Raw genomic sequence first — 25,023 nt, forward strand, 5'->3', positions numbered from 1 at the left:
AGACCGCCGTGGGGCGGTCTTTTCGTTTATCCTTAAATGGGCCTTATTCAAAATTCGAGTAACGCCAGTATTGGCTTGCGATCGCCCGGGACATCCAGGCAAGCCCCTTACTTTCTGCCTGGTGGAGCGGAAGCCAATCATCCTGTCCGCTGCGGTTCAAGTAAACTTCATGGTTCGGTGCCTGATCGTGGATACCGACGATATCGAAATGACCATTTCTGTAGAAAGTGGCGTAAATGGAATAATCGATCGCCGGTGATGTGGTCAGCGGATTGCTTACGCTGTGCGTGAGTGCCACTGAAGCTTTCCGTTCGTTTTCGTCCATTTGGCTGACGCCGACGTCTTCAGCGGAACCGACTCCCGCTTTCCGGAATTTTTTTCGCCAATTGTAAGCGACGGAGGTTCCGACATCTTTCTTGAAATCCTCAAGCGTCGCTTGTTCATCCAGGCGGATAGAAAATTCGACAAGTGTCCGGTATCGCTTGCTGTGGACATCGAATCCGCGCCCGTCCCCCTCGAAGTAACGGTTGAGCGAAAGGAGGTTCGGACTGGCAAGTATCTCTTCGGATAAAAACGTCTTGTAGCGGAAATTCCACTCAGGCACTTGGATTTCGCCCTTCGGTTTTTCCTTCTCCTGAAGCACGGTCTCCAGGCGTCCGATTTTCTTGGTCATCCAAAAAGCCTCTTCTGACGCCTCCTGCTGGGAAGCCCGGGGATTCAGCTTGCCGAATAACGAAGAGATCACAGATTTTTCTGCGCCAAGTCTTTCTTCAGCGGATTTACTCAGCGGCCGTTTCGCATGAATGGTGTAGATGTATTCGTGCTGCATATCGACTGTGTCATCGGTATATTGGGTTTCATTGACTGCGGACAGCAGTTCATTATTCCGGAAGATTTCATATGCATCAATCCCTTCGATTTCTCCCCAGGCAAGTGTCACTTCCCCTTCCGAGACTATGGCGGTCAGCACAATTTGCTGGAGCTGATTGACTGCGTCCTCACTCCGGTCTTCTGTGGCTGTCTGCATTTTCAGCCGTTCTGCAACATTTCCTTCCCCATCGAGTCTTTCGAGCGTGTACGTATAGAGCTCGCCTTCACACAGTTGTCCATCAGACAGCCTGTTTTCGGTCCCTTCATACAGGATGCGCTCATCACGGATCACCCGGCAGCGGTCGCCGGCGGTCCCGGTCCACGAAAATTTTATCTCGCGGTCCGATTGCTGCAGTGATTCAATTTCCAGTTTCTTCACTGAATCAACCTCCAGAAGTGTTTCTACAGTATTTACCCGAATTTCCGGAGTAAAATGCCGTAATACTTGTAAATATTTTTAATATAAACTTCACATGAATCGGACGGTGTGTTCTGTATACTTAAGACAGTTATTGACTCCCGGAGGTGTCCAGAATGGCTTTACCAGGAAAGCTGCTCGAGCGGCTGCAGGAAACAAGGCCGGAACTTGAATTCCATCATTGGGTGTATGGGTTCTTCAATACTGCTTATGGAGAACCGGCAAGCGGCCTGAAAGGGATCATCGCCGCGGCAGAAGACCGGCTTGTGTTTTTTGGAAGGAATGGGGCTGAAGAGGAAATGTCAGCTGAAATTCCATTTTCCGAAATCCGTTATATTCAAGCTGTTCTGAACGGAACCGCAAAAGTCGTCTGTAAGACAGGCGCCGGAAATGCAGAGATTTCTTATATTTCTCGCGGAGATGCCGCCGGATTCATTGCGCATCTCGAAACGAATTGCGGGATTGAAGCGGAAAAATCATAAATAAAAATCCGGAAGCGGGCGCTTCCGGATTTTGTTTATTTGGAGACTTCTGATTTGTGCCGGAGGGAACCCGCCGGTTCAGTCTTTACTGTCAAAAAAGACATGATCCAACGTCCACGCCTCTCCGTTTTTTTCGAGAATACCGAACGAGTACCGGGGCTGCCGCCTTTTGTCAGTGGGGGAGCCGGGATTGAATAAAGTGATGCCGCCTTCCTGCCGGCTGACAGGGATGTGGGAATGGCCAAAAACGATGATATCGACCTGTTCTCCCTCGAAAGCTTCAAGAGCCCGCCGCTCGGTCGTCTTCCGAAGTCCATCCCCATGGATGACCCCGATTTTCAGCCCATCCGCGTCAACGATCTTCTGGCGCCCGAACTTATCGATGACTTCCCAAGGATCCACATTCCCTGCTACACCTTCCGTCCTGGCATATGCGGATAATTCGAAGTAAACGTCAAGCGTCTGCCAGTCGCCGGCATGGATGATAAGATCGGCCTGTCCGCAAGCCTCTGCGAGTACGGAAGGCAGTTTCTTCGCTCTTCCTGGAATATGGGTGTCAGATAAAATGACGATATTCAACTGATTCCCTCCTAGTTCGCTGTATTGGCGAAGATGTCTGCGGCAAGTTTGGCAGGATAAGCACTGCCGTTATTGTCTTCAACACCTTCAATCATCATGGCAAGAATCATGGAAGGCTGGGCGGTATCATAGCCGACAAAAAATCCGTTCTGTTTTCCGTCTTCTTCACCGGCTCCTTTCAGCTCCGCTGTTCCGGTCTTGCCGGCCAAAGGAACCGGGGACTGTTTCACTTCTGTAAGCGGGCCTTCCTCCACGACATTCCGCAGTGAAGTCCGGATCAGTTCGGCATTCTTTTCACTTACCAGCCCTTCTTTCCAGGCGGCCGGGTCCTCTTCGAGGAATAATGCCGGTTCATACATCAGACCGTTGTTCAGGAACGCTTCGTACATCGAGGCCAAGTGCACGATATTCACGAGCATCTCTCCTTGGCCGAAGGACGTGTTCGCCAGCTGGATGTCGCCGGCAAGTTCACCGCTATTGGAAATCTGGGATGGCCGGATATCGAAAGGGAAGGGAGTTTCTTCACCGAACCCATATGCTTTGAGCCCTTCCACGAACGTTTCCTCACCCATCTCCAGCGCCTGCATCGCAAAATAAATGTTATCCGAGTAAACGAGCGCTTTGTTCAGATTAATCGGATTCGGCACTTCAGGATGGACGCGGGTGACTTCATAATTTCCCCAGGAGCTGTCCGGGCGCCACGTTTCATCGTTAATTTCAACGCCAGCCGCGGGATCGATGGTTCCCGCTTCGAGACCGATCGCCGCAGTCACCGGTTTTATGGTCGAGCCGGGTGCATAACGGGCAGTGAAACGGTTGAAAAGCGGGTTTTTCGGATTGTTCTGCAGTTCCTGGAACTGGGATTGCGTAATGCCGTTTACGAATAAATTCGGATCGAAACCTGGAGAACTGACGAGAGCGAGTGTGTCACCTGTTTTTGGGTCGATCGCGGCACTTGCTCCGGCTTCGCCGTTCATAGCGGCATAAATGCGCTGCTGAAGTTTCGCATCAATGGACAGCTGGACCGTCTCACCGGGTTCTGCGGGGCGTTCAGCGACCGTCACTTGCTCTGTCTGTTCGCCGAAGGTCTTTTCGATATAAATTCGTGCTCCATCTTTGCCCCGGAGCCGCTCCTGGAGGAGGAGCTCCAGTCCTTTCCGCCCGACCACGTCACCGGCCGCATATCCGTCTTCTTTCATTGTTTCCAGCTGTTCCGCCGTTATCTCGGCAATGTAGCCCGTCACATGGGACAAGGCTTCTCCGTAAGGATAAGAGCGGACTGTCGCTTCATTGACTGCCACCCCCGGCATGGTATCGGCCAGTTCCGCATCCCCGGCCTCATTAGCAGGGAGTGTCGCAATCGGGACGAGGAAGTCCGGCTGCACCCAGCTTTGATTCAGCCGACTGTCGATATGGGCGACTGTCACGCCGATGAGATCCGCCAGCTCCGGCTTCAGCGCGGGATCTGTGAACTGCCCGGGAACAATGCCGATTTCATAACCGGTCGTATTCGCCGCGATCGCCCGGCCGGCCCTGTCGGTGATTTCCCCGCGGGCTGCAGATTCCGTGATTTCCACCTCGACCGTATCACCTGTTTCGAGTGAAGGCAAAATCAGGGAAGGTCCCCAATCCACGAACCATCCTTCTTCGCCGTCCTGTTCCTCCCGGACAAGCGTGAGCGTTTCGTCAAATTCGATCGGTCCTGCAACGGTTTCCATACTTACGTGAATAGGAAAATCCGCAAATTCTTCGTTTTCCCATGCTGTTTCTTCCGGAGGTGCCGTATATGTAATAGCCATATCGTGAATACCCAACTTTTCTTTGAGCTGCTGCTGCCGGGCAACAAATTGCTCTTCCCCGAAAGCTTCTGCAGTGGCGGATGAAACGAAGTCTTCGTACATGACAGAGTATTCCATGGCATTCCAGTGCTCGATATAAGCTGCTGCCCGCTCTTCCGGATCACCAACTTCCGGTTCGGCCGGTTCTTCCGGCGCCGGCTGTTCCTCCGGTTCGGCCGATTCCTGGCAGGCGGCTGTCATCAGTAAAAGCGGAAGCAGGCACGCAAGTCTTTTGTCCATTGCAATGACCTCCATTCTCTTTTCCTATAGTTTACCCTTTCCATGGAGGCTGTAAAATTGAAAGGGTTATTTTTATTTAAAAAAGGGAATGAAGAGTATTAAAGAATCTATGAAATTTATTTACAGAACAGGAGGAATTGTCTTGCGGAAAAAGACAAAAAAGAATCTGATGATGGCAGGGGCGGCAGTGGCCGGCGGCATGGCCTTGTTGAAAAAATATAAGAAAACGGATGACACGGAAAAAGTGAAGGCCCGAACACCGGATGGAGGAAAGAAGAAAGTCTGGGTGTATGAAGACCATGACATGCATAACAGCATTGAAGCGGACCGTCGGGAGGCACCGGATGCCGATAAGGAAGAAGGCAAGAAGGGGCTCAGTGAACTGGATGCCGCTTACTATGATGAATGGCAGTCAATCGGCCACCCGAGTACGAGACGGGAAGTCGAAGAAGTGGATAAAACAAAAGAATAATCATCAAAAAAGCAAAAAACTGCAGTCCGGCTCAAACCGGGCTGCAGTTTTTTAGTCGGTGAAAAGAGTGTTCGAGATCAGGCGGTACAAATAATCCGTATGGTCACGGAATGCCGGTTCCAAGCCGATCAATGTGACATCTTTTTCATTTTCCTTGATGATGACCGGCTGGCCGGTGGCTTGTTCTTGTCCCTGCCAATGACCGGCGACAAAAAAGTCGCCGCTGTCATATGAAGCCAGCACTTCTGATGTCTCCGGACCTTCATACCAAACCGGGCGGTAGACGAAACCGATATCGTCCTGACCGTAACTCGCGGTCGTGCCGGAAACGCCGTAATCGACCTTCACGATACCGTTGCTGTTCCAGCCACCTGTATTCACCGTCACGTCTGTCAGTCCGAGAGTAACGGCTGCATTGGAGCCGCCGGCACCCGCCGCGATGAATTTGCCGCCATCCGCCACGAAATCACTGAGGTGCTGTTTGAACGACTCGAACTGCTCCGGGTGCTCGAAACCGAATTCCCGGTTCGCCTCCCGCGAGTGGCTCTTCGCAATCAGATTTTCCGTGCCGGTGTAGATAAAGGCATCGAAACCGCCGAGTCCCGCTTCCGCCACTTCGGCCGGAGACAATTCCGCTGCGTCGAAGCCAAGGCGCTCAAGCGCCAGTTTCATTCCGGAATGGGATTGGACTTTCCCCATGCCGCCGTCTTCAAGAAGCGCGACTTTCAACGCTTCCAGCGGTTCTGCGTCCGCCGGTACACTCCCGCTTGCGATATCCAGCCCGGAGGCCTTCACGGCATGCGAGAGGGCATTGGCCGGTGCGTCGGTATAGAAGGTGCCATCGGCGCCGCGTTTCACCGGCACCCCTTGTTCGAGGAGCGTGTTCACCAGTCCCACAGCTGTCACCGATGAATTCGGAATGACGAACGGACCTTTTCCTGAAAGGGTCCCCTGACTGTCCGCCTCGTTCACGACCGCGGACGGGACCGTCACTTTACTGGTGACTGCGTGTGCGTCAAAGCCCCAAAGTTCCGGCAGGCTCCATGCGGAAATATCGTACATGGATGGCGTATCATCCGTTATATCTTCGCCGTCCCACAGCATCGTATTGGCGAGTCCGGCTTTCGCCTGGTCCATGTTCACGATGTAGTCGCCTTTCGCAAAAGCGGTTCCGTCTGCCGTGAACGGTTTGGAAGCGCGTACGACTTCAATATCGTTGGCTAACAGATGATTGACCGCTTTTTCTGTCACCGTCGGGTCTTGTTCATTCACCGGCAGGACATAGGCTTTCGGGAAGAAGCCTTGCTCGTGGGTAGGGTGATCGAAATTGATTCCCCGCTTGAAGATCTCGATCTGGTCTGCAATCATTTCTTCCTTGTTATCAGTCGCAAATTGCAGAGCGCCCATGACCGCATTGTACATCCAGTCTACACCGTCTTCATTGTTCGTCGGTGCTTCAAGCGTGTGTCCATAGGCACCGTGGTACATGGCGTACATCGGTGTAAAGATCGGCGGATAGTCATCCCAGCCGGCGGCGTCATCCCGCTGGGGGACATATGTGCCGGTCATTTCCTGATACAGATTTCCTTCATAGTCCGCTTTGTTTTCCAGGATCTCCTGTTCCATCGCTTCCGCCTGACTGAGAGCCCATTTACTATACAAGTCATATTCATAATTCGGGTTGTGCGGCGGGGTGCACGGTTCGATGAGCCCTTGTTTGCCAGGCGCGTAGTTCCGGACATAGCCATGCGTGTCAAGGAACACCATCGGGTTCCATTCAGTGATCAAATCAACCGTCTGCTGAGTTTCCGGCTGGGACTGGGTGATGAAATCACGATTCAAGTCGATGCCTTCACCGTTGAAACGGGTCGCGCCGATGCGTCCGTCGGGGTTTGCGTTCACGTTGAAAATAAGAATGTTATTTTCAAGGATGGAAGCAGTTGTCTCATCCGTTCCTGTCGCAAAACGCTCGATCAGCTGCATGATCGCGTCAGTGCCGACAAACTCCGTGCCATGGATGGAGCCGTTGATCATGATCGGCACTTTGAAATCGGGGTGCTGCTGAATCCATTCCTGCGCTTTTCCGGGATTATTGAACATTTGTTTACGGAGCGCTTTGTTGTGACCGAATTTCCCGCCGAATTCAGGAGCGGCAATGGTGACGGTGTAAAGCGGGTGGCCATCGGCGGAATATCCTGTCACATCGACTTTCACCCGGTTCGACGCTTTCTCGATTTCCTCCAGCTTCGGACCGATTTCCGAGAATTTCATGAAATCGTAGTTGTATGCATTGAACAGGCTGCCATCCTGTTCTTCCAATGCGTTTATGTAGGACACTTTCGGTGACTCGGCAAGCACAGACGACCAGGGGGCGGTAGCGAAAATACCGGCTGCCAGCAATCCGGTGACGGTTTTTTTCAAAGTGGTTCCTCCAATCAATTTTTGAATAAAAAATAACTAATATGAATAATAATTCAAAACAATAAAGAATACATCATCCTTTACAGCTATTCTTTCTGAAAAGGGATAGGTAATAGGGAGGGTTTTCAAAAAAGAGGGGAAACCCATGCGCGAATTAGCGGAATTCCCTATGGGTTATAATGCGGGCAACGTCTAAAATGGAGTAAAAAAGAGGAAAGGTACTTGGGGAATCATGAATTTTTTATTTTCATTCGTTTTGTTTCTGCATATTCTAAGCGCAGTGGCTTCGATCGGCCCGTTTTTTGTGCTTCTTCCCGTCTTAGGCAAAATGAAGACTGCTGATGGTGTTCTGCTCGACAGCCATATCGCCACTTTCCGGGCGGCTGTGCGGATTGTCATGCACGCCGGACATGTCCTGGTCGGTTCGGGCGTAATTCTTGTCTGGATCAGCCCATGGCCGTGGTATACGTCCTGGGTCGTATTGACGCTTGCGGTCATGTTCACGTCCGTTTTCTTTCTTGCCAGCGCGTTCAAGCCTGTCCTTGTGCAATTTAATACGCCGGGAGCCGATCACGCGGTGCTGACGGCAAAACTTGTCCGCTCTGTCTGGATGTATATCGGATTGCTGCTCCTCATGCTGTGGTTCATGGTTGATAAGCCGATGCTCTGGTGACAGCAAAACACCGCCTCCTCCAGCAGGGGGCGGTGTTTTGCTGTTTCATGATCCGCGTTCGATCGGCATGGTGCAGCACCTGAAAGAACCGCCGGATTTGATGATTTCCGATAGATCGATCTCAATGACCTCGTATCCGCGCTTCCGGAGCGCTGTGTTCACTTGCGGGTTTTGGGGCAGACTGAAAATCCGTCTGTCTCCGATTGAAAGTACGTTTGTGCCCAGTGTGAACTGCTCCTCCTTACTGACATGGATCAAGTGATAGCGCTCCGCTAGAAAATCCACTGTTTCTTCCGACATCGCCTCAGGAAAAATCAGCGCTTCATCTTCTGATATGACATTGAAGACGCAATCCAGGTGCAAATAGTTTTCAGCAAAATGAATCGGAATCACCTGGTGATCCGGCACGTGCTTCTTAAGCTGGTGAACGGCTTCCCGGCCGGTTCTGCTGCTGATTCCGACAAACACCGAATCCCGGTCTACGATGACATCCCCGCCTTCCATCCGCCTTCCGGACATTCTCCGGTATGGAATGTTATCAGTCTGAAGCCATTTTTGAAGTTCTTTTTCCTCCCCTTGTCTGATGGAGCATGCCATCTCGCTGACGAATACTTCATCACCGACCGTAAATCCGATATCCCGGGTGAATACCTGTTCCGGATAGTCAGGGTGAGGCTCGAGCAGAACTGTTTCGGTCCCCTGTTCGTTGAGCGCCCGGACAAAGTTCGCGTGCTGCTTCATTGCAAGTTTTGTATTGATGTTGTCAGTTGCATACTTTTTCTGCACGTCATTAATGATGTCTTTAATGGCCATGTGGCGCGGCGGGCAGAGCACGACCCGTTTCAATGTTCCGTACTCACTCCTGCAGCCTGCACTTCCTGATTCTTGCACTGTTGAAGTCATAGGGGATTCCTCCGATTAGAATTGAGTCTTATAGAGACTTGTTTTACTTCTATTCCCGTTTTAAGGAAAACTTAAAACTTCCAGACTGTCTTGAATCGGTTGTTTCTTTTTGCAGGACCTTCCGTTCTTTCCTTTCTGTCCAAATGAAAAAAAGACGCGGAAAACCCGCGCCTTTACTGCTGCTTGTAATAAACTTTATCGATGTTGTATTTCGCCTGCTTGGAATTGATGAGATACGTCTCATAAATATCGCGTTCCATCGCATCTTCAACAAAAGTCACATCGATCCGGTGGATTTCCTCGCGATGAGTGCGGAGGGGCGATACATTATCCTGAAGGTGTTTTTTTACGCGCTGACGGAGCTTCCGGGCTTTTCCGACAAACAGAAGATCACCGCTGTGATTATAGAACTGGATGAGCCCTCCTTTATCCCGGGGAATCTCATGCAGGTCGATGAATCCAGCCACCGGAGTGATCGGGGCTTCGCCCTCCTGGGACTGCTGTTCGCGACGAGTGATGGAGACATCTGTCTTGGGTTCTTTAATTTGAATCATTCATATCACGTCCTTATAAGGCTAGAGAATATGCTACCATATAGGAAAGCTGTATGCAATTTTACGGAGGGACAAGTATGGAGATCATAAATCATGAAGTGACAGAATTAAAGGACCCGACAGGCATAATGCCGGACAGACGGTTTGAATGGCTTTTGGATGTTGAAGTGGAGGAAGAGGATGAGCTTTACACAGAAAAAGGGCTGGTGCTCCGGGTGATTTTGGCTCAAGGAAATGATGGCATGCGTATAGTCCAGCATTTCTTCCTCGAAAAGGAGAGCGAGCAGGTTCTTGACTTCGCCATGGATGATGAAGAGGAACAGCAAGTGCTGGATTACTGCCGGGCGAACCTGGATACTGGCGTGTAGCAGTATATTTGCTTCTATTCTGACAATTTTGGTACAATCATCAAAAGAAGACTGCCATTCCTGAAGAGGAAATTCTGTGTAAAGGGGTTAACAAGATGGCTGATAAAAAATGGGTGGAAAAAACATTCGACAGTCGGGAAGAGCGCGAACGGCTCGGCCGCCAAATTAACAAGCGCTTCGCGGAAACAGAGCGCGCCGAAGTCGAAGCCGGATCCGAGAATATCCCGACCGGCCCGATTGATTTGGATTTGTCCGAAGAAGAGATCCGCCGGCGGGTCGGTTCCGGAAATTTTGAATCGGCAAAGGATGACAGGCAGACGAATTCCATAAATAGCTGAAGGAAAGCCAGTCCGCAGGCGGACTGGCTTTTTGGGTGTTCGGAAAGCAGCGTCCGGAGCGGGTTTCCAGAATGTCCATCCGGCAGATGAACAGACTGAGCCATCCGTTGCTGGGGCTGTTTCTTTTTTACCGGCGTTTTTCAGAAGTCAGGAAAATTTCTTGAATTTGCGGAGTTTGCAGACAGGTGAGAGGTAATAAAGTTCCCAGGGCCGCGCAGTCGATTGTTTGAGCAGCTCACTGAAGACTTCTTCTGTCACTTGGAACGTGCGGATTCCGTTCGGGATTTGCTGGATTTTCACAGAAGCCTGTTCCCAAGCGACTTCTTCCAGGTCGGTCCATTCCGTTTCTGTAATCCGTTTAACATAATGAGGTTCTGACAGGACGCATTCACGTGTAAGACGGCCGAATAAGGTGATGAACAGCTTGCCGTTTTCTTCACGGGTATCTTTTGCACGGGTGAAAAAGTATTCGATTGGCTTCGGAGAAAAAAACGAATTTCGCACCATATAACCCTCTCCCTTCATGCTAAAAAGAAAATGCCACTTTCCCCTTAATTTTTAAATTTTTCATACAATTATTTCGTGAAATCAAAGACTTTTTTCTACTTTAACGCATGTCAAGACACTTATCATGAATCTATAGGACCAAATTTTCTCTTTTTTATTGAAAATTTAAAATTAGCGCGGCATTTGGGAAGAATAATGGAAGGGAAATCCGGAACTTTGAAATGTTCCGCGGAATGGAACATGCGAGTTTTATGAATGGGGAGAGATGCAGATGGAAAAAGGGATCATCGTTGTCCTGAATGGGACTTCCAGCTCGGGCAAAACAAGTATTGCCAAGGAACTGATCAAGCTTGAACCTTCTTTTTTTCACGCAGAGCTGGACAGTTATGACAAATTCATTGAAGAAATGGAAGAGCGGGGAGGCGAACGCTTGATACCAGTGCCGACAGAACGGCTGTTTCACCGGACACTTGCCCTCCTATCCGACGAAGGGGTTCATACAGTGGCGGACACCGTACTCCACGATCCGGGGACGCTGTCCGATTTTTATCGGCTGCTCACCGGGTACCCGGTCTTTTTCGTGGGCGTTTTTTGTGCGAAGCCGGAACTTGAACGCCGGGAAAAAGCAAGGGGAGACCGGAGAGTCGGTCTAGCAGCAAGTCAGCTGGATTTCATCCACAGACAAAACGAGCCTTATCGGCTGACGGTAGATACGTCCATGTTTACCGCTGAACAGTGCGCTGCCCGGATTGCGGCTGCTGTCAGGCAGTCTGGAATGCTCGTGCCAGAAGTGAGATCGCTTTTTCCCGGTTCGTGAACCCCGCGATGTGCGGCATGACGAGTACTTCATCCGTATCGTAAGAGGACGCGAGTTCTGTCAGCTGCTCTTTTACCTGCAAGGAATCCCCAATGATGACCCGGCTCCGGTTCCGTTTGATCTTGTCTCGTTCCCGCCCGCTCACTCCGCGCTGAAGTGCTGTTTCGACGGATGGATAGTAGGGCGGGGAATTAGGTGTTTCTACGAAGTACAGCCAAAGGTCGAACGCTTTCGCGAGCATTTCTGCCTGATCCGCCGTCTCGGCTGTTATGACGAACACTGCCGGTAATACGGCCGGTTCCTGGCTGAAGTCGGAAGGTACGAAATTTTCCCGGTATTTCCGCGCGGTCTCCGGTCCGGCCGCCGGACGGGCAAAGTGGGCGAATGCCAGCGGGAGACCTTGGGCTGCCGCGATTTCCGCGCTGGATCCTCCCGCTCCGAGCATCCATACTTCGGGATGGCGGGGAACTTCCGGAGATACTGTAAGCTTTCGGTAGGGATGGCCGTCCGGAAGAGTCCCTCTCAAATAACCGAGGAGATCGGCGACTTGATCGTCATGAGGGGTTTTCGGTTTTCCTCCCTGAAGCGCTTTTGCAGCGAGCCGGCCGCCGCCTGCAGCACTGCCGATCCCCAGATCGATCCGTCCGGGATGAAGGGCTTCCAGCATCCGGAAGTTCTCTGCAATTCTATAGGGGCTATAGTTCGGGAGCAGCGAGCCGCCGGAACCGATCCGGATGGCGGAAGTATTTGCCGCAAGATGCATCATGAGCAGCTCAGGGGCGCTGCCGGCAACAGATGGTACGGCATGGTGCTCAGAGACCCAAAATCGCTTATAGCCTAAACGCTCTGCGGTCTTAGCAAGGCGGGTCGTCTGATGGAGGGCTTCTTCGGGGGAAGCTCCTTCATCCACTGGTGAATAATCCAGGATGCTAAGTGAAATCATGCTCTCTCCTCCTTAATGCTCTCTCTTGTGGAAGCGTACCATTTGTTGCTGGAAAATACATGGATGAAGAATGCAGGGAGGCTGGCGCACTTGTCTGAAAAAGAATGGAATTGAGGGAGAGATGAGCTTGTATATCACACTGGAACTGCTGACTGAACAGGACTTTTGTGAGCTGTTCCGTTTTGAATCGGAGAACCGCACATTTTTTGAGCGATCGGTGCCCGGAAGGGGAGACGATTATTATCAGTATCCGATTTTCACGGAACGGAACAGGGCGTTGCTTGAGGAACAGGCGAAAGGGCTGTCCTTCTTCTTCCTCATCCGGAAGAATGGGGAAATCGCCGGCCGTGTGAACGCGGTGGACATCGATTCATCCGGCTGCGGGCACATCGGCTACCGGGTCAGCGAACGCTTTGCCGGACAAGGAGTTGCTTCTGAAGGAGTTGCGCTGCTGATCGGTGAAGCGGAACGGCTGGGCATGGCTTGCCTCCTTGCCAAAACGACACAGACCAATATCGGTTCACAGCAGGTGCTTAAGAAAAATGGATTCGAGATAACGGCGGAAGAACAAGAATTTATTCATTTTCGGAAGGAAATCAGCTGCACGTAAGCGGGAATGTGCTTTCCGGGTTTACAGGACCGAGGGGAAAGGGAATAGCAATCATACTGCGAAAAAAAGGATGATTCGATGATATATGATTGCGCAATCGTCGGCGGCGGACCGGCCGGACTGAATGCCGCTTTAGTATTGGGAAGATCCCGGCGGAATGTCGTCCTGTTCGATGAAAATGATGGACGTAACCTTGTGACACGGGAAGCGCATGGCTTCTTGACACGTGACGGCATCCGCCCGGAGGAGCTGAAGGCGCTTGCCTCGGACGAGCTGGAGAAATACGAAAGTGTCCGGCAAGTGAGGCAGCGCGTGAAGGCGATCAAGAGAATTGCCGACACGGATTATGAACTGACGACAGATGACGGGCAGACGTTCCATGCCATCAAGCTGCTGCTTGCCACCGGCCTGAAAGAGGAGCTGCCTGATGTGCCGAATATCCATGAATTTTACGGAAAGAGCCTGTACAGCTGTCCTTACTGTGACGGCTGGGAAGTGCGGGACCGGCCGCTTGCCCTTATAGCGGATAAAAGCGTATTCAAAGTTGCCAAAAAGCTGTATAACTGGAGCCAAGACCTGGTCATCTGCACAAATGGCGAAGGGGGTATTTCAAAAGAGGAAAGGGCACGGTTGGATGAAAAAGAAATCCGGATCATCGAAACGCCGATCCAGAGCCTTGAAGGGACAGACGGCCAGCTCGAACAGATCCGCTTTACGGATGGGTCTTCCATTGAACGCCATTATGGCTTCATCACGCCATATATGAAACCGGCTGTCAATTTCGGGGAAGAGCTCGGCTGTGAGACGAATGCCCATGGCGGCATCGTGACCGACAAATATCGGCGCACGAGCGTCTGGAACATCTATGCGGCTGGGGATGCCTCGCATATCGTCCCTTCCCAGCTCATCATTGCCGCCGGTGAAGGCAGTGCGGCCGGTCTCGGCATCGATGGAGATCTGACAAATGAATACTTCGACAGCCAAAAGCCTTGAGGAGCGGTCCTCAAGGCTTTTCATCCGCTGATGGCCTGATGAACAGTTTCCATACCACAAACTGCCCGTAAAACAGCACAAAAGCAACAAGGCATAAATTAAAGTAATATAAGACGCCATCACCAAAAAAACTGAGGGGCGTCGTGGCGGTCGGAAGCTGCGATAAGTAGAGATAGTTGGCACCAGCCAGCGGATTGACGGCGAAGCCGACCGCTGCTGCAAACACGAGCAGAATCCCGTACGACCTGAAGACAGACCGCCGGGTAATGAAAGAAGGCCGGCTCAGCGCCAGATAAAGGCTCGCCCAGGGAATGGCTGCGTGGTGGACGAAGAACTTCCAGAACCGGTAATGCTGAAAGCCGAATGGCAGCTCAGGCGTGAACAGGGCGAGAAACGCCGGAATGAAACCAAAGTAAAAAGCCGCCTGCACGAGATAGGGGTTCCATGTCACAAGGGCGGCCATTGCCAGGAGCGAAGCGATTCCGCACAAATGAAGCGGCACATGATCGGCGAACGTCCAAATGCCGACCGATACTGTCCAAATCTGGTAAGAAACCTCTGACAGGAGTAAAAGGGTGAGCAGCGTCCAGCGCAGCCATTGGAAGCGCTCCGGTTTCTGCGCCAGCTGATTTTTTAAGAGAAACAGCAGGATCACACCGGCTGCGGAAACGGCCAGTGCAGCGATGTGACTGGCAGAAAAAGCAATGAACTCATGATCCGATGTCCTTGCCAGCCATTCTGTCATGTTCCAATCCCCCGATTTTCTTTTTACCGTATCACACTTTCAAGGGAACGCAATACAAATCGTCTGTCGCCGATCCTTTTTGCGAATGAAAAAAGACAGGCGCACATGCGCCTGTCTTTCGAGGAGTCCAGTACAGCAATTTCCAGACAGACAGCTGTCCAAGGAACATCCCCATCCCCGCAATCGCGAGATTAACAATATACTTTTTGCCGGTACCGAGGAAATCAAGCGGCGTTTTCGCATTCGGCCGCTGGGAAAGATAAAGGTAATTGGCACCTGTCAGCGGATTGATCCCTTTCCCGATCACAAGAGCATAAGCGGCAAGCATCCCGTACACTTTCAGCGCCCCGCGCACATGGATGGCGTGCGGCTGGGCTGCTGCCAGGAAAAGGGCTGCCCAAGGAATACTCATGTGATGGAGGAAAAACTTCCAGAACCGGTAATGCCGGTATCCATATGGCACTTCGGGAGTGATCACCGCAATCAGTGGCGGTACCACTCCTGTAAAAAATGCGAATTGCGTCATTGTCTCATTCCAAGTGAGGAGAGCGCCTACAGCCGCGAGAGAAGCGACTGCACACAAATGAAGCGGCATGTGGCCGTCGAAACTCCACACGCCTGCCGATACAGTCCAGGCCTGGTATGAGACTTCCGAAGCTAAAAGAAGGGCAAGCAAAGCAACCCGGAGCCATTTGAATTTATCGAGCTGGCGGGCGATTTTCTCTTTTATAGTTGTGATCAGCGCCACGCCTGCGGCAGCTAAGCCCATCATACTGAAGTGGCTAAGCGAGTGCTTTTCAAACAAATGCTCGGATGTCTTTGCCCACCATTCTTTCATTTCCATTTCCTCCAATCAGCAATTCAGCAGCATCTTCTAATATTTTAGCATAAAAACAGACCCGGGCAGGCGGAAAATGCTTCGTCTCCCGGCCTTTCCGGCTTGCGGGTGTTTTAGGATTTCCGATAAGATAAAGGTTCAGCCAGACGGCAAAAAAGCAGCAGGAGGTCATCCCATGAACAGTTCCGCACCTGTGGCATCCGTGACTTATACAGAAATCAGGCGGGAAGTCGGGCGCGAAGAAGTGGAAATCACCCGCCAGGAACGTCTGCTGCTCCTGTTCGAGGATAAGGTATCTTCTCCGGAAATTCAATTCCCCCTAAATGATGTCTGGGATGTTTCGGCCAAGCGATTCTCAGACGAATCCGGCCTGCTGTACCTCCATACGAACAGCGGGACTTTTACGTACAAGATTCCAGGAAGCCCGCGCCAGTTCATCCAGGCTTTCCGGCGGCTGAAAGGCCGGGTATGACCGGCCGTTGTCTTTTGACTCTACCCCTTCGTCAGCGTTTTAAACTCCGACCAGTCAATGATGCGGGGAAGATCCTCTCCCCGGTTATACACCTGGTCCTTCACAATGACACGGACACCCGCCCCTTCAAGTGTTCTGGTCACCGCCGGTTTATCGTCCACATAGAAATCAAGATCCAGTTCCCGGATGATCTCCGCTTTTTCATGGTCATCCATTCCGCAGAAAAAACGGCTGTCATGCACAGGAAACCCTTGCGCTGCCAGCCATTCCTTCGTGCGTCCGCAATGCTCCTTCGGCCGGGCGGTTACATAATAGATTTCATGTCCTTCCCGCTCCAGTTCCTGCAAGGTTTCAGCCGCCTTCGGGTAAAGAGGGCAGGAAGTAAAATAGATTTCTTCAAGCGAACGGTTCCACATCTCTTTTCCTTCCGTCTCTGTCAGCCCGAATGGCTCATGGATCTCCACCCGTTCGATCGCTTCGAATTCGGCAACGGAAAGGTCCTTGCCGAGCTTTTGATTGTACAAGTTAAAGGCGTGCCGGCGGAGGTCGATCAGCGTGTCGTCGACATCAAATCCGAATTTCAGAGCAGTGCCGGATTCAGTCATCCTCGTCTTCACCCTTTAAATGCCCGGAGCGGTTTATCTTTGTTGCCAAGTAGCGTTCATTGTACTCGGATACATCTCCCCAAAGCGCGACCCTCTTGACGTTTTCCAGCCCGGATTCCTCCAGCGCCCGGAGTTTCCGCGGATTGTTCGTGAGAAGTGTGACCGGTTTTTCCCGAAGCGATTTCAGCACACGGATGGCGTCGCCGTAATCGCGGGCATCGTCCGCAAAGCCGAGCTCTTCATTGGCCTGAACGGTATCGTACCCTTTTTCCTGGAGCACGTAAGCCATCGCTTTGCTGAACAGTCCGATTCCGCGGCCTTCGTGATTCGCGAGATAGAACAGAGCACCGGCTCCATAATCGGCGATCTGCTGCATCGATTCCTTCAGCTGGTAGCCGCAGTCGCATCGCTTGCTGCCGAATATATCCCCGGTATGGCAGATGGAGTGCATCCGGATCAGCGCATCCTCAGCATGTTCGAAATCGCCGTAGACCAGCACGCTCGACTGCTGGTACTCTGCGAGATTCGCTGAAGAAAGCCGACTGATGATGCTTTCATAGTCCTCTGTCACTTCGCACTGACTGAGCCAGCAATACCATTGGAATTCGACGGTTTCTCCGTACAGATTGACGGGGAGCCGGACGGGACCGACCAAGTAAATCGCGCCTTCTTCAGCCGGAACCAGGCGTATTTTATCTTTTAAGGCAGCCATCGCTTCAGGCTGCAGTGAAGTTTGTCTCATCGGAATTCCTCCTTCATGAATAATAAATTACGCATATCGGAGCCGTTTATCAACTAAATTGTCTCAGTCTCGAACAGTCCCGACCCCGGCAGCTGCTCAATGAATGATGAACCGAACAGGCGGGCGGGTGTATAACTGCCGCCGGGAAATCGCTGCCGAAGAAGGCGGTCGGACATTTCCAAGGCACCCCAGACGGTCAGATCGTACGTATTGGCTGTGCGTATCCGGACGGTGACGGCTTCTCCGCGCGCATTCACGGCCTCTCCCCAAATGAACGCCGGTGAGCGTTCTCTGGATTCGCGGTCCGGTCCCGGTTTCCGGCGGTCAGCGAAGCGGTCGAGCCGGCTTTTCACGAAACGGGAATTCAGAATCGGCCGGCCGGCGGCAGCAAAACGGGCAGCGCAGATCCGGGCTTTCGACATGGGGATCCAAGTCGAGATGTCCAGGATCCCCGTCGTGTGGAAAGCGGTCGACACATCGCCCCACGGAATGCCCATAGCTGTTTTCAGCCCCCGGCCGAAGTCGATTTTCCGGACTTGGCTGCCGAGCGGAACTGGCAGAAGGACGCCGGATTGCCGGATGGCGCTGTCACCGCCCAAACCGTCGATCATGGTTTTTAAGGTGCCGCGGGAAACGCCTGAATCAGTATCGAAACCGAGTGACAGCCGTTCTGTGTCCGGCATCAGCTCTTGCAGCCGCAAGGCGGTGCAGTCGGTCGGGATCACATCGAAGCCGGCACCGGAGCATAAAACGACCCCTTGCCGGACTGCTTTTTCATGCTGGGCATGCGTATGCTCGAACACAGCGATTTCCCCTGTGATATCCAAGTAATGGGCGCCGGCTGAGAGACAGGCGCTGACCATGGGTGCGCTCGTATTTCTGAAAGGCCCTGCACAATGCAGGACAAGCCTTATGCCCTCAAGGTGCTTGGCGATGTCGTGTTCCAGCGGAAAGATGCGGGATTCGAGCTCCAGTTCCCGGGCGAGCGATGTAATCGCTGTTTCACTGCGTCCTGCGAGGACCGGGGAAAGACCCCGTTTTTTTGCTTCCCGGGCGATCAGTCCGCCGGTATAGCCGTTGGCACCGTAAATCATCCAATTTGAAGCCATAGCAGTCAGCCGCCTCCTTTTTGTATAAGTGTATCAGTTCAAGCGCCGGCAATGAATCCATCTGTCCGTCACGCGAAGATTGCAGGGAGCTGGCCAGACCAGTAAAGTAGAAGCAGGAATAGCGGAGGCGGGTGCGGAATATGATGGATATGGCAATGAGGGAAGTGTCGGCTCTTGACGAAGGAGTTGTTTTGCAGCTGCTGGCCTATGCAGCGGCCGAAAACCAGGCAGCCGGATTATTCAAGGGATATGTCCACCGGCTGAAAGGGCGCTACCTATATATTGCAGAGGTGGAGAATGAAATCCGGGGCTGTATCGGGATTTGGCCGACAGAGGACTCGGACGCTGAGATTCTGCATATCGCTGTGGAGCCAAGGTACCGAAAATCCGGAATCGGCGCCCAAATGATTTCCAGGGTCCAAGAAAGCCATCAGTTCAGAAGAATGGAAGCGGAAACAGATGAAGAAGCGGTCGGATTTTATCGGAACTGCGGTTTCCGAATTGAAAGTTTGGGTGAAAAGTACTTGGACGTGGAGCGGTTCAAGTGCATCAAGGAATTTTCCTGATTTGATTTACGATAGCCGGAGTGATGGCGGAAAGAGGCGGTTAGGGATATGGATGACTTAAAAATGACGGCAGCCTGCCTGCACGCGGGGCTTGATCCGGCAAGTGCGTCTTATCTGGGCGAAGGCGCCTGGCATGACGCATGGTGCCTTGTGCATGAGGGAGAAGCGTTTGTCCTTCGCATTCCAAAAGAGGAAGCGTATGGGCGGAAGATCGAATACGATGAAGCAGCCTTGAATGCGGAGTACGGCGGAACAGCGCTGTATTATGGAACGGTCAATCAGGCGGTTCCTGGCGCCGCTCCGGCGTTTTTTAAGTATTACATATCGTCAGACTTGTGCTATACGATTGAAACGTTCGCAGGCACCGCATTGGATCTTCACTCATTGAATTCGGAAAAAGCCCGTGCCATCGGATATGCAATTGGTGAAATATACCGAAAAACAGAAGAGGTGCCGGTCGAATTGACCGGTCTCGGCTATCTGGCCTGGTCAGCTGAGCGGGGGCTTCACGGGGAATTCGATTTCGATTTCAGGCAGTTCATGGAAGAAGAATGCAATGAATTCAAGGGGGATTATGAGGCGCTGTGCAGCCGCGAATCCGGCTGGTCCGACCCAAAAGTTGAAACTGCGCTTGAGACAGCCATCCAGACGCGCAAGCGGGCGTTCACCTCCCTGAAGATGACAAACCAGGACGCTTCTCCTGAAAACATCCTGCTTCACCACGGGGAGGTCCGGCTGATCGATCCGTATCCGATCATTTATCACGGCGCTGTAATGGCGGGCAATTTCATGAATTTGTATGAAATGCTTTTTGCTGCTCTCGCTGAAACGGAACGCTACAGAAAGCACCGGTTCGGCGAATGCCGGGAAACGCTGCAGGCCATCGCACACGGTTTCCTCCAGGGGTATTGTGAAAACAGTATCCAAAAGATCCAGGAAGTGCGGGGAGAACAATTCCTGCAAGTGCTTCAGACGGCGGTTGCGCATTGGCAGATGCTGGAGAAAGGGGTAGCGGAAAGTGAAAAAGTCCGATACGGCAGCAGGGAAATGATCCTGGCCCGTCTCGTTCAGCTGCAGGCGGAACTGAAACGGCTGGCGGCGTTCCTCTGAGGCAAAAGGAAAAGCCATCCGTTTTCCGGATGGCTTTCCGATCGGCGCAGCCTTTTTTCCTGCTGCATCTTATCGGGCGTTCATTTCACTCGGCTTCGGTCCTTTTCGTTCATCCCGATTAAGTCCGTCGATGGCAGACATATCATCGGCAGAGAGTGTGAAATCGAATACATTGAAATTCTCTTCGATCCGCGACGGGGTCACGGATTTCGGGATGACGATATTCTCGCGCTGAAGGTGCCAGCGGATGACGACTTGGGCCGGCGTCTTTCCATGCGCTTCCGCAATCCGGACAACGTTATCATCCTTCAGCACCTCCCCGCCCTGCTGGAGAGGGCTCCATGCCTCCAGGTAAATCTTATGTTCCTCGCAGAACCCCTTCAGTTCGCGCTGCGCAAGGTATGGATGACATTCGACCTGATTCAGGACCGGCGGAATTTCTGTCTCGGCGAGCAGGCGTTCCAAGTGCTCGATTTCAAAATTACAGACACCGATCGCTTTAACCCGGCCGTCCTTATAAAGCTTCTCCAGTGCCTTGTATGTATCGACATACTCGTCGAATTCAGGCGTCGGCCAGTGGATCAGGTACAGGTCGACATAGTCGAGACCAAGACGTTCCAGGCTTTCATCAAAAGCGCGGAGCGTATTTTCATATCCTTGATCACTGTTCCAGACCTTGGTCGTGATGAACAATTCTTCCCGTGGCACACCCGATTCTTTAATTGCGCGCCCGACCCCTTCCTCATTTTTATAAATCATGGCTGTATCGATCGAGCGGTACCCTGTCTCGATCGCTTTTTTGACAGCGACCGCCGCTTCGTCGTTTCCTACCTGCCATACGCCAAAGCCGAGCTGCGGCATTTCGAGGTTATTGTTCAATGTTACGAAATCCATCAGGCATTTCTCCTTTTCTATCAAAGTAATTGGTATTTTACAGAAATTCCGGCAGAAAAGCTAACAGTACCAATCTCCGTATTCCCGCTGTAAAATGAAAGAGGGAAAAGGAGTGGATTGAATTGACAACAGCAGCAGTGATCGGCGGAGGCATCACCGGTCTTTCCGCTTTGCACTATTTGCAGGAACTGAACCGGGAACAGCAGTTGGGATTGGATCTTGTGCTGGTCGAACAGAACGAGCGGCTCGGCGGTAAAATCCGTACAATAAAAGAGGACGGATTTATCATGGAAGGCGGAGCGGATTCGATTGTCGCCCGCCATAATAGCGTGACTTCACTCACGGAAGAACTCGGACTGGAAGAACGCACCGTTCATAATGCGACCGGTGTTTCTTTCCTCTACATGGACCGGGAACTCCATGCGATCCCAGAGGATACCATTTTCGGGATTCCGATGACGGTCGATGCGCTGAACCGCTCGACTCTCGTCTCGGAAGAAGGGAAGCAGCGAGCGCTCCGGGATCTGGAGACGGCCAATGACCGGTTTACAGCCGAGAGTTCGATCGGTGAATTTTTGGAAGCCTTCCTTGGTGAAGAGCTGACGGAACGGCAGATTGCGCCGATGCTGTCAGGTGTCTATTCCGGGGATCTCCATGAACTGACACTGGCTTCTACACTGCCGTTCCTGCTAGATTACAAAAACGAATTCGGCAGCATCATAAGGGGGCTCGAGGCGAACAAGAGCAAGTTTCAGGCAGCGGCCGACAAAAAATTTTTGTCCTTCGACGATGGGCTGGCTGTGCTGATCGACCGGCTGGAAGAAAAATTAGAGGATGTCCGGATTTTACGCGGCAGCAGACCGGAAGAGATCAGACGGCAAAACAGCGGCTACACCATCGTCCTGAAAAGCGGCCAGGAAGTGGCGGCGGATTTCATCGTGTTCGCGGTCCCGCATAAAGCAGCCGAGCAGCTCCTGCCTTCGCCTGAACTGCAGGAGGCATTCGGTAAACTGAAAAATTCTTCGCTCACCAGCATTTATCTCGGTTTCGACCTTCCGGATTCAGAGCTGCCTGCGGAGGGGACCGGCTTTATCGTAGCAGGAGAGCGCGATATCCGATGTGATGCATGCACATGGACAAGCCGGAAATGGCCGCACACATCCGGTGACCGCCGGCTGCTGGTCCGGCTGTTCTATAAGAGTTCCAGTCCCGGTTACGAGAATCTTGAAACCATGACGGAAGGTGAGCTTTCGGAGGTGGCGCTTGAAGATATCAGGAGCAGCCTGGGAATCAGTGCAGAGCCAGTCGCTGTTGAAGTGACGCGCTGGGATGACCTGATGCCGAATTACACGCTTCAGCATGAAGACACTGTCGGCGGACTGGAACAACAGCTGACGGAACAATACCCGGGCGTTTACCTTGCAGGCGCTTCTTACTATGGAGTCGGAATCGGCGCATGCATCGAGAGCGGTAAAAAAACGGCCGAGGCGATCGCCGGCCAGCTCGTCACCAGCTGACGGGATTAGCCTGTATTCTGTAATCCTGCAGAATACAGGCGTTTTTTGTTCGCCGGTTGTATGGTATTCTTGAAAAAAATGGAACGGAGTGTGGCGGCAAATGAAACTGAAAGAAATGGATGACACGATCCTCGGTCTTCTTGGCATTGAATTCAAAGAAACCTCAGATGAAAAGGTAGTGGCGACGATGCCCGTTGATTCGCGGACGCACCAGCCGTTCGGACTCCTCCATGGCGGCGCTTCGGTTGTACTGGCCGAATCGGTCGCAAGTATCGGCACCTGGAATTTGATCGACCAGGCGACAGAAACAGCGGCCGGCCTTGAAATCAACGCAAACCACATCCGGGGAAAACAGAGCGGGACGGTGACCGCGACCGGCACACCGGTACATAAGGGGCGCACGACGATGGTTTGGGATGTCCGGATCACCGACGAGGAAGGGAAGCTGATCTGTATATCAAGGTGCACTGTAGCGGTAATCCGGAAGAATTGACGTTATATTGATCCGGATCAATGTCCTCAGCCGCTGTCCGGGTTATAATGGATGAAAAATCGGAAAGCAGAGGATGGACGAATGACACAGACTGATCTGTCGATTGCCACAGCAGCAGAGATGCTGCCGATTACACAAATCGCCGAGCGTGCCGGTATACCGGAAAATGCACTTGAACCTTATGGTCATTATAAAGCCAAAATCAATCTGGAAAAATTACCGCCCGCTGTACAACAAGGGAAAGTCGTACTTGTAACAGCGATCAGCCCAACACCGGCTGGAGAAGGGAAATCTACAGTTACGGTAGGGATTGCGGATGCACTTGGCCTGCTGGATGAGTCGGTCATGGTTGCGCTGCGGGAACCTTCTCTCGGGCCGGTCATGGGGATGAAAGGCGGTGCGACAGGCGGCGGTTTCGCCCAAGTCCTGCCGATGGAAGACATCAACCTGCACTTCACCGGTGATATCCACGCGATCACTACGGCGAATAACGCACTCGCCGCCCTGATCGATAATCATATCCATCAAGGGAATATCCTGCGGCTCGATCCGCGGCGCATCACATGGAAACGGGTTTTGGACATGAATGACCGGGCACTCCGTCATGTGACGGTCGGTCTCGGAGGACCGGCGCACGGGATGCCGCGCGAAGACGGCTTCGATATTACGGTCGCTTCCGAAATCATGGCGGTCCTGTGCCTCGCCGTGTCACTGGAAGATCTGAAGGAGCGGCTCGCCCAGATGCTTGTGGGCTACACATACGACCGTGAACCGGTGACAGTACGGGATCTCGGAGTGGAAGGTGCGCTGACACTCTTATTGAAAGAGGCATTCAAACCGAACCTCGTACAGACCATCGGAAGGACGCCGGCATTGGTCCACGGCGGTCCGTTCGCCAACATCGCGCATGGCTGCAACTCTCTCATAGCGACGAATACCGCCCGCAGGCTTGCGGATGTGGTCGTGACAGAGGCCGGGTTCGGCGCGGATCTCGGCGCTGAAAAATTCATGCATATTAAATCCCGCCAAGGGGGATTCAGTCCGGATGCTGTTGTCATCGTCGCGACCGTCCGCGCCCTGAAGATGCACGGGGGCGTCGGGAAAAGCCAGCTTACAGAACCGGACCCTGAAGCGGTCAGACGCGGCTTGCCGAATTTGGTCAAGCACATGGAGACCATCCGCCAGTTCGGGATCGAACCCGTCATCGCGCTGAACCGCTTTGTGACAGATTCCGCTGAAGAACTCCGGGTGATTTTGGATTGGGCAGAAAAAGCGGGAGTGGCTGCAGCCGTGGCGGACGTTTGGGGAAAAGGCGGCGAAGGCGGCCTGGCTGTGGCCAGACTGGTGAAACAGGAACTGGAGCGTCCAAAAAACTTCCGGCGTCTTTATGATGTGACGGATCCGGTTGAAGAAAAGCTGGAGGCGATCGTCCGTGGGGTTTACGGCGGTGACAGAATCCAGCTGACAGACAAGGCCGCGAAACAGCTGGCTGAAATCAGGCGGCTCGGCTGGGATGCGCTTCCGCTCTGCATGGCGAAAACGCAGTATTCCCTGTCCGATCAGCCGAAGCTGCTCGGCCGGCCGGAAGGCTTCACGGTCACAATCCGTGAAATCGTCCCGAAACTCGGTGCAGGCTTTCTCGTCTGTCTTACGGGTGACATTATGACGATGCCGGGTCTGCCGAAACAGCCGGCGGCGCTCCGGATGGACGTCGATGAACGAGGGCGGGCACTTGGCCTTTTCTGAATAACAGAAAGCAAAATTGTTGATCATACAGCAGATATTAATTTAACTTACAGTGATATTGCGAGAGAGTACTTATTGAGAGAAGGATTGCCAGCAGATCGGATTATTAAGACTGGAAGCCCGATGTTTGAAGTGCTTAATTCAAGAAAAGAAGATATTG

Annotated in this window: 28 protein-coding genes and 1 pseudogene; 15 read left to right on the forward strand and 14 right to left on the reverse strand. The window is 52.5% G+C overall.

The window, feature by feature from the left end; translation table 11 throughout:
* Positions 1-43: 43 nt before the first annotated feature.
* Positions 44-1,249, reverse strand: coding sequence for a DUF3238 domain-containing protein (locus CCE92_RS06395; protein ID WP_088006689.1), 1,206 nt, complete (start codon positions 1,247-1,249; stop codon positions 44-46).
* A 155-nt stretch (positions 1,250-1,404) separates the two neighbouring features.
* Between CCE92_RS06395 and CCE92_RS06400 the strand changes: the two genes are divergently transcribed.
* The gene (locus tag CCE92_RS06400; RefSeq protein ID WP_088006690.1) at positions 1,405-1,770 is read left to right on the forward strand and encodes a hypothetical protein; all 366 of its coding nucleotides are present in this window, start codon (positions 1,405-1,407) and stop codon (positions 1,768-1,770) included.
* A 78-nt stretch (positions 1,771-1,848) separates the two neighbouring features.
* Here the strand turns inward: CCE92_RS06400 and CCE92_RS06405 are convergent, their stop codons facing one another.
* Together CCE92_RS06405 and CCE92_RS06410 are read right to left on the reverse strand one after the other, a co-directional pair.
* The gene (locus CCE92_RS06405) at positions 1,849-2,349 is read right to left on the reverse strand and encodes a metallophosphoesterase family protein (RefSeq protein WP_088006691.1); all 501 of its coding nucleotides are present in this window, start codon (positions 2,347-2,349) and stop codon (positions 1,849-1,851) included.
* Between the two features lie 11 nt (positions 2,350-2,360).
* Positions 2,361-4,427: a penicillin-binding transpeptidase domain-containing protein gene (locus tag CCE92_RS06410; RefSeq protein ID WP_088006692.1), complete on the reverse strand. Its 2,067-nt coding sequence runs from the start codon at positions 4,425-4,427 to the stop codon at positions 2,361-2,363.
* 142 nt (positions 4,428-4,569) lie between these two features.
* Between CCE92_RS06410 and CCE92_RS06415 the strand changes: the two genes are divergently transcribed.
* Positions 4,570-4,899 (forward strand): hypothetical protein, encoded by a 330-nt coding sequence (locus CCE92_RS06415; RefSeq protein ID WP_088006693.1) that lies wholly within the window; start codon positions 4,570-4,572, stop codon positions 4,897-4,899.
* 51 nt (positions 4,900-4,950) lie between these two features.
* On the opposite strand, the gene CCE92_RS06420 is transcribed toward CCE92_RS06415, so the two are convergent.
* On the reverse strand, positions 4,951-7,320 hold the full coding sequence (locus CCE92_RS06420; protein WP_088006694.1) for a M14 family zinc carboxypeptidase: 2,370 nt from the start codon (positions 7,318-7,320) through the stop codon (positions 4,951-4,953).
* Between the two features lie 232 nt (positions 7,321-7,552).
* Between CCE92_RS06420 and CCE92_RS06425 the strand changes: the two genes are divergently transcribed.
* Entirely contained in the window at positions 7,553-7,993 is a 441-nt protein-coding gene (locus CCE92_RS06425) for a hypothetical protein (RefSeq protein WP_088006695.1), read from the forward strand.
* Positions 7,994-8,038: 45 nt separating this feature from the next.
* Here CCE92_RS06425 and CCE92_RS06430 read toward each other — a convergent pair whose 3' ends face one another.
* On the reverse strand, positions 8,039-8,896 hold the full coding sequence (locus tag CCE92_RS06430; protein WP_088006696.1) for a dimethylarginine dimethylaminohydrolase family protein: 858 nt from the start codon (positions 8,894-8,896) through the stop codon (positions 8,039-8,041).
* 173 nt (positions 8,897-9,069) lie between these two features.
* On the reverse strand, positions 9,070-9,450 hold the full coding sequence (locus tag CCE92_RS06435; protein ID WP_088006697.1) for a nucleotide excision repair endonuclease: 381 nt from the start codon (positions 9,448-9,450) through the stop codon (positions 9,070-9,072).
* A gap of 77 nt (positions 9,451-9,527) precedes the next feature.
* Here CCE92_RS06435 and CCE92_RS06440 point away from each other — a divergent pair, with 77 nt between their 5' ends.
* Both CCE92_RS06440 and CCE92_RS06445 read left to right on the forward strand, forming a co-directional pair.
* Positions 9,528-9,818 carry a DUF6509 family protein gene (locus CCE92_RS06440; protein WP_088006698.1) on the forward strand — a complete coding sequence of 97 codons (291 nt, stop codon included), beginning with the start codon at positions 9,528-9,530 and terminating at the stop codon, positions 9,816-9,818.
* A 95-nt stretch (positions 9,819-9,913) separates the two neighbouring features.
* Entirely contained in the window at positions 9,914-10,156 is a 243-nt protein-coding gene (locus CCE92_RS06445) for a hypothetical protein (protein ID WP_088006699.1), read from the forward strand.
* A 147-nt stretch (positions 10,157-10,303) separates the two neighbouring features.
* Here CCE92_RS06445 and CCE92_RS06450 read toward each other — a convergent pair whose 3' ends face one another.
* Positions 10,304-10,663: a hypothetical protein gene (locus CCE92_RS06450; protein ID WP_088006700.1), complete on the reverse strand. Its 360-nt coding sequence runs from the start codon at positions 10,661-10,663 to the stop codon at positions 10,304-10,306.
* Positions 10,664-10,934: 271 nt separating this feature from the next.
* Between CCE92_RS06450 and CCE92_RS06455 the strand changes: the two genes are divergently transcribed.
* Entirely contained in the window at positions 10,935-11,480 is a 546-nt protein-coding gene (locus CCE92_RS06455; protein ID WP_162287822.1) for a chloramphenicol phosphotransferase CPT family protein, read from the forward strand.
* On the opposite strand, the gene CCE92_RS06460 is transcribed toward CCE92_RS06455, so the two are convergent.
* Complete coding sequence (locus CCE92_RS06460; RefSeq protein WP_088006702.1) at positions 11,425-12,423, reverse strand: LLM class flavin-dependent oxidoreductase; 999 nt, start codon at positions 12,421-12,423, stop codon at positions 11,425-11,427. The genes CCE92_RS06455 and CCE92_RS06460 overlap by 56 nt on opposite strands.
* Positions 12,424-12,544: 121 nt before the next feature.
* On the opposite strand from CCE92_RS06460, the gene CCE92_RS06465 reads away from it, so the two are divergent.
* On the forward strand, positions 12,545-13,033 hold the full coding sequence (locus CCE92_RS06465) for a GNAT family N-acetyltransferase (protein WP_241535898.1): 489 nt from the start codon (positions 12,545-12,547) through the stop codon (positions 13,031-13,033).
* 78 nt (positions 13,034-13,111) lie between these two features.
* On the forward strand, positions 13,112-14,026 hold the full coding sequence (locus tag CCE92_RS06470) for an NAD(P)/FAD-dependent oxidoreductase (protein ID WP_088006704.1): 915 nt from the start codon (positions 13,112-13,114) through the stop codon (positions 14,024-14,026).
* A 10-nt stretch (positions 14,027-14,036) separates the two neighbouring features.
* Here the strand turns inward: CCE92_RS06470 and CCE92_RS06475 are convergent, their stop codons facing one another.
* Together CCE92_RS06475 and CCE92_RS06480 are read right to left on the reverse strand one after the other, a co-directional pair.
* Positions 14,037-14,771 carry a YwaF family protein gene (locus CCE92_RS06475; RefSeq protein ID WP_088006705.1) on the reverse strand — a complete coding sequence of 245 codons (735 nt, stop codon included), beginning with the start codon at positions 14,769-14,771 and terminating at the stop codon, positions 14,037-14,039.
* Positions 14,772-14,802: 31 nt separating this feature from the next.
* Positions 14,803-15,609, reverse strand: a complete 807-nt coding sequence (locus tag CCE92_RS06480) for a YwaF family protein (RefSeq protein WP_162287823.1) — start codon at positions 15,607-15,609, stop codon at positions 14,803-14,805.
* Between the two features lie 175 nt (positions 15,610-15,784).
* Here CCE92_RS06480 and CCE92_RS06485 point away from each other — a divergent pair, with 175 nt between their 5' ends.
* Entirely contained in the window at positions 15,785-16,081 is a 297-nt protein-coding gene (locus CCE92_RS06485) for a hypothetical protein (RefSeq protein ID WP_088006707.1), read from the forward strand.
* 20 nt (positions 16,082-16,101) lie between these two features.
* Here the strand turns inward: CCE92_RS06485 and CCE92_RS06490 are convergent, their stop codons facing one another.
* Genes CCE92_RS06490 through CCE92_RS06500 form a run of 3 tightly spaced genes read right to left on the reverse strand, consistent with a single transcriptional unit; the run spans position 16,102 to position 18,537 of the window.
* The gene (locus tag CCE92_RS06490) at positions 16,102-16,665 is read right to left on the reverse strand and encodes a 5' nucleotidase, NT5C type (protein WP_088006718.1); all 564 of its coding nucleotides are present in this window, start codon (positions 16,663-16,665) and stop codon (positions 16,102-16,104) included.
* A 13-nt stretch (positions 16,666-16,678) separates the two neighbouring features.
* Positions 16,679-17,428 carry a GTP cyclohydrolase II gene (locus CCE92_RS06495; protein WP_088006708.1) on the reverse strand — a complete coding sequence of 250 codons (750 nt, stop codon included), beginning with the start codon at positions 17,426-17,428 and terminating at the stop codon, positions 16,679-16,681.
* 53 nt (positions 17,429-17,481) lie between these two features.
* On the reverse strand, positions 17,482-18,537 hold the full coding sequence (locus CCE92_RS06500; protein ID WP_088006709.1) for a saccharopine dehydrogenase family protein: 1,056 nt from the start codon (positions 18,535-18,537) through the stop codon (positions 17,482-17,484).
* Positions 18,538-18,677: 140 nt separating this feature from the next.
* Here CCE92_RS06500 and CCE92_RS06505 point away from each other — a divergent pair, with 140 nt between their 5' ends.
* Positions 18,678-19,103 carry a GNAT family N-acetyltransferase gene (locus tag CCE92_RS06505; protein WP_241535900.1) on the forward strand — a complete coding sequence of 142 codons (426 nt, stop codon included), beginning with the start codon at positions 18,678-18,680 and terminating at the stop codon, positions 19,101-19,103.
* 48 nt (positions 19,104-19,151) lie between these two features.
* Positions 19,152-20,213, forward strand: a complete 1,062-nt coding sequence (locus CCE92_RS06510; RefSeq protein WP_241535901.1) for a hypothetical protein — start codon at positions 19,152-19,154, stop codon at positions 20,211-20,213.
* A gap of 69 nt (positions 20,214-20,282) precedes the next feature.
* Here CCE92_RS06510 and CCE92_RS06515 read toward each other — a convergent pair whose 3' ends face one another.
* On the reverse strand, positions 20,283-21,107 hold the full coding sequence (locus tag CCE92_RS06515) for an aldo/keto reductase (RefSeq protein ID WP_088006710.1): 825 nt from the start codon (positions 21,105-21,107) through the stop codon (positions 20,283-20,285).
* Positions 21,108-21,229: 122 nt separating this feature from the next.
* On the opposite strand from CCE92_RS06515, the gene hemG reads away from it, so the two are divergent.
* The 4 genes and pseudogenes from hemG to CCE92_RS16180 all read left to right on the forward strand — a co-directional run.
* Positions 21,230-22,624 carry a protoporphyrinogen oxidase gene (gene hemG, locus CCE92_RS06520; protein WP_088006711.1) on the forward strand — a complete coding sequence of 465 codons (1,395 nt, stop codon included), beginning with the start codon at positions 21,230-21,232 and terminating at the stop codon, positions 22,622-22,624.
* A 100-nt stretch (positions 22,625-22,724) separates the two neighbouring features.
* Complete coding sequence (locus CCE92_RS06525; RefSeq protein WP_088006712.1) at positions 22,725-23,117, forward strand: hotdog fold thioesterase; 393 nt, start codon at positions 22,725-22,727, stop codon at positions 23,115-23,117.
* An 81-nt stretch (positions 23,118-23,198) separates the two neighbouring features.
* Entirely contained in the window at positions 23,199-24,863 is a 1,665-nt protein-coding gene (locus CCE92_RS06530) for a formate--tetrahydrofolate ligase (RefSeq protein ID WP_088006713.1), read from the forward strand.
* Between the two features lie 3 nt (positions 24,864-24,866).
* Positions 24,867-25,023: pseudogene (locus CCE92_RS16180) on the forward strand (UDP-N-acetylglucosamine 2-epimerase); the annotation flags it as partial.

Source organism: Indiicoccus explosivorum, assembly GCF_002167005.1.
GTDB lineage: Bacteria > Bacillota > Bacilli > Bacillales_A > Planococcaceae > Indiicoccus > Indiicoccus explosivorum.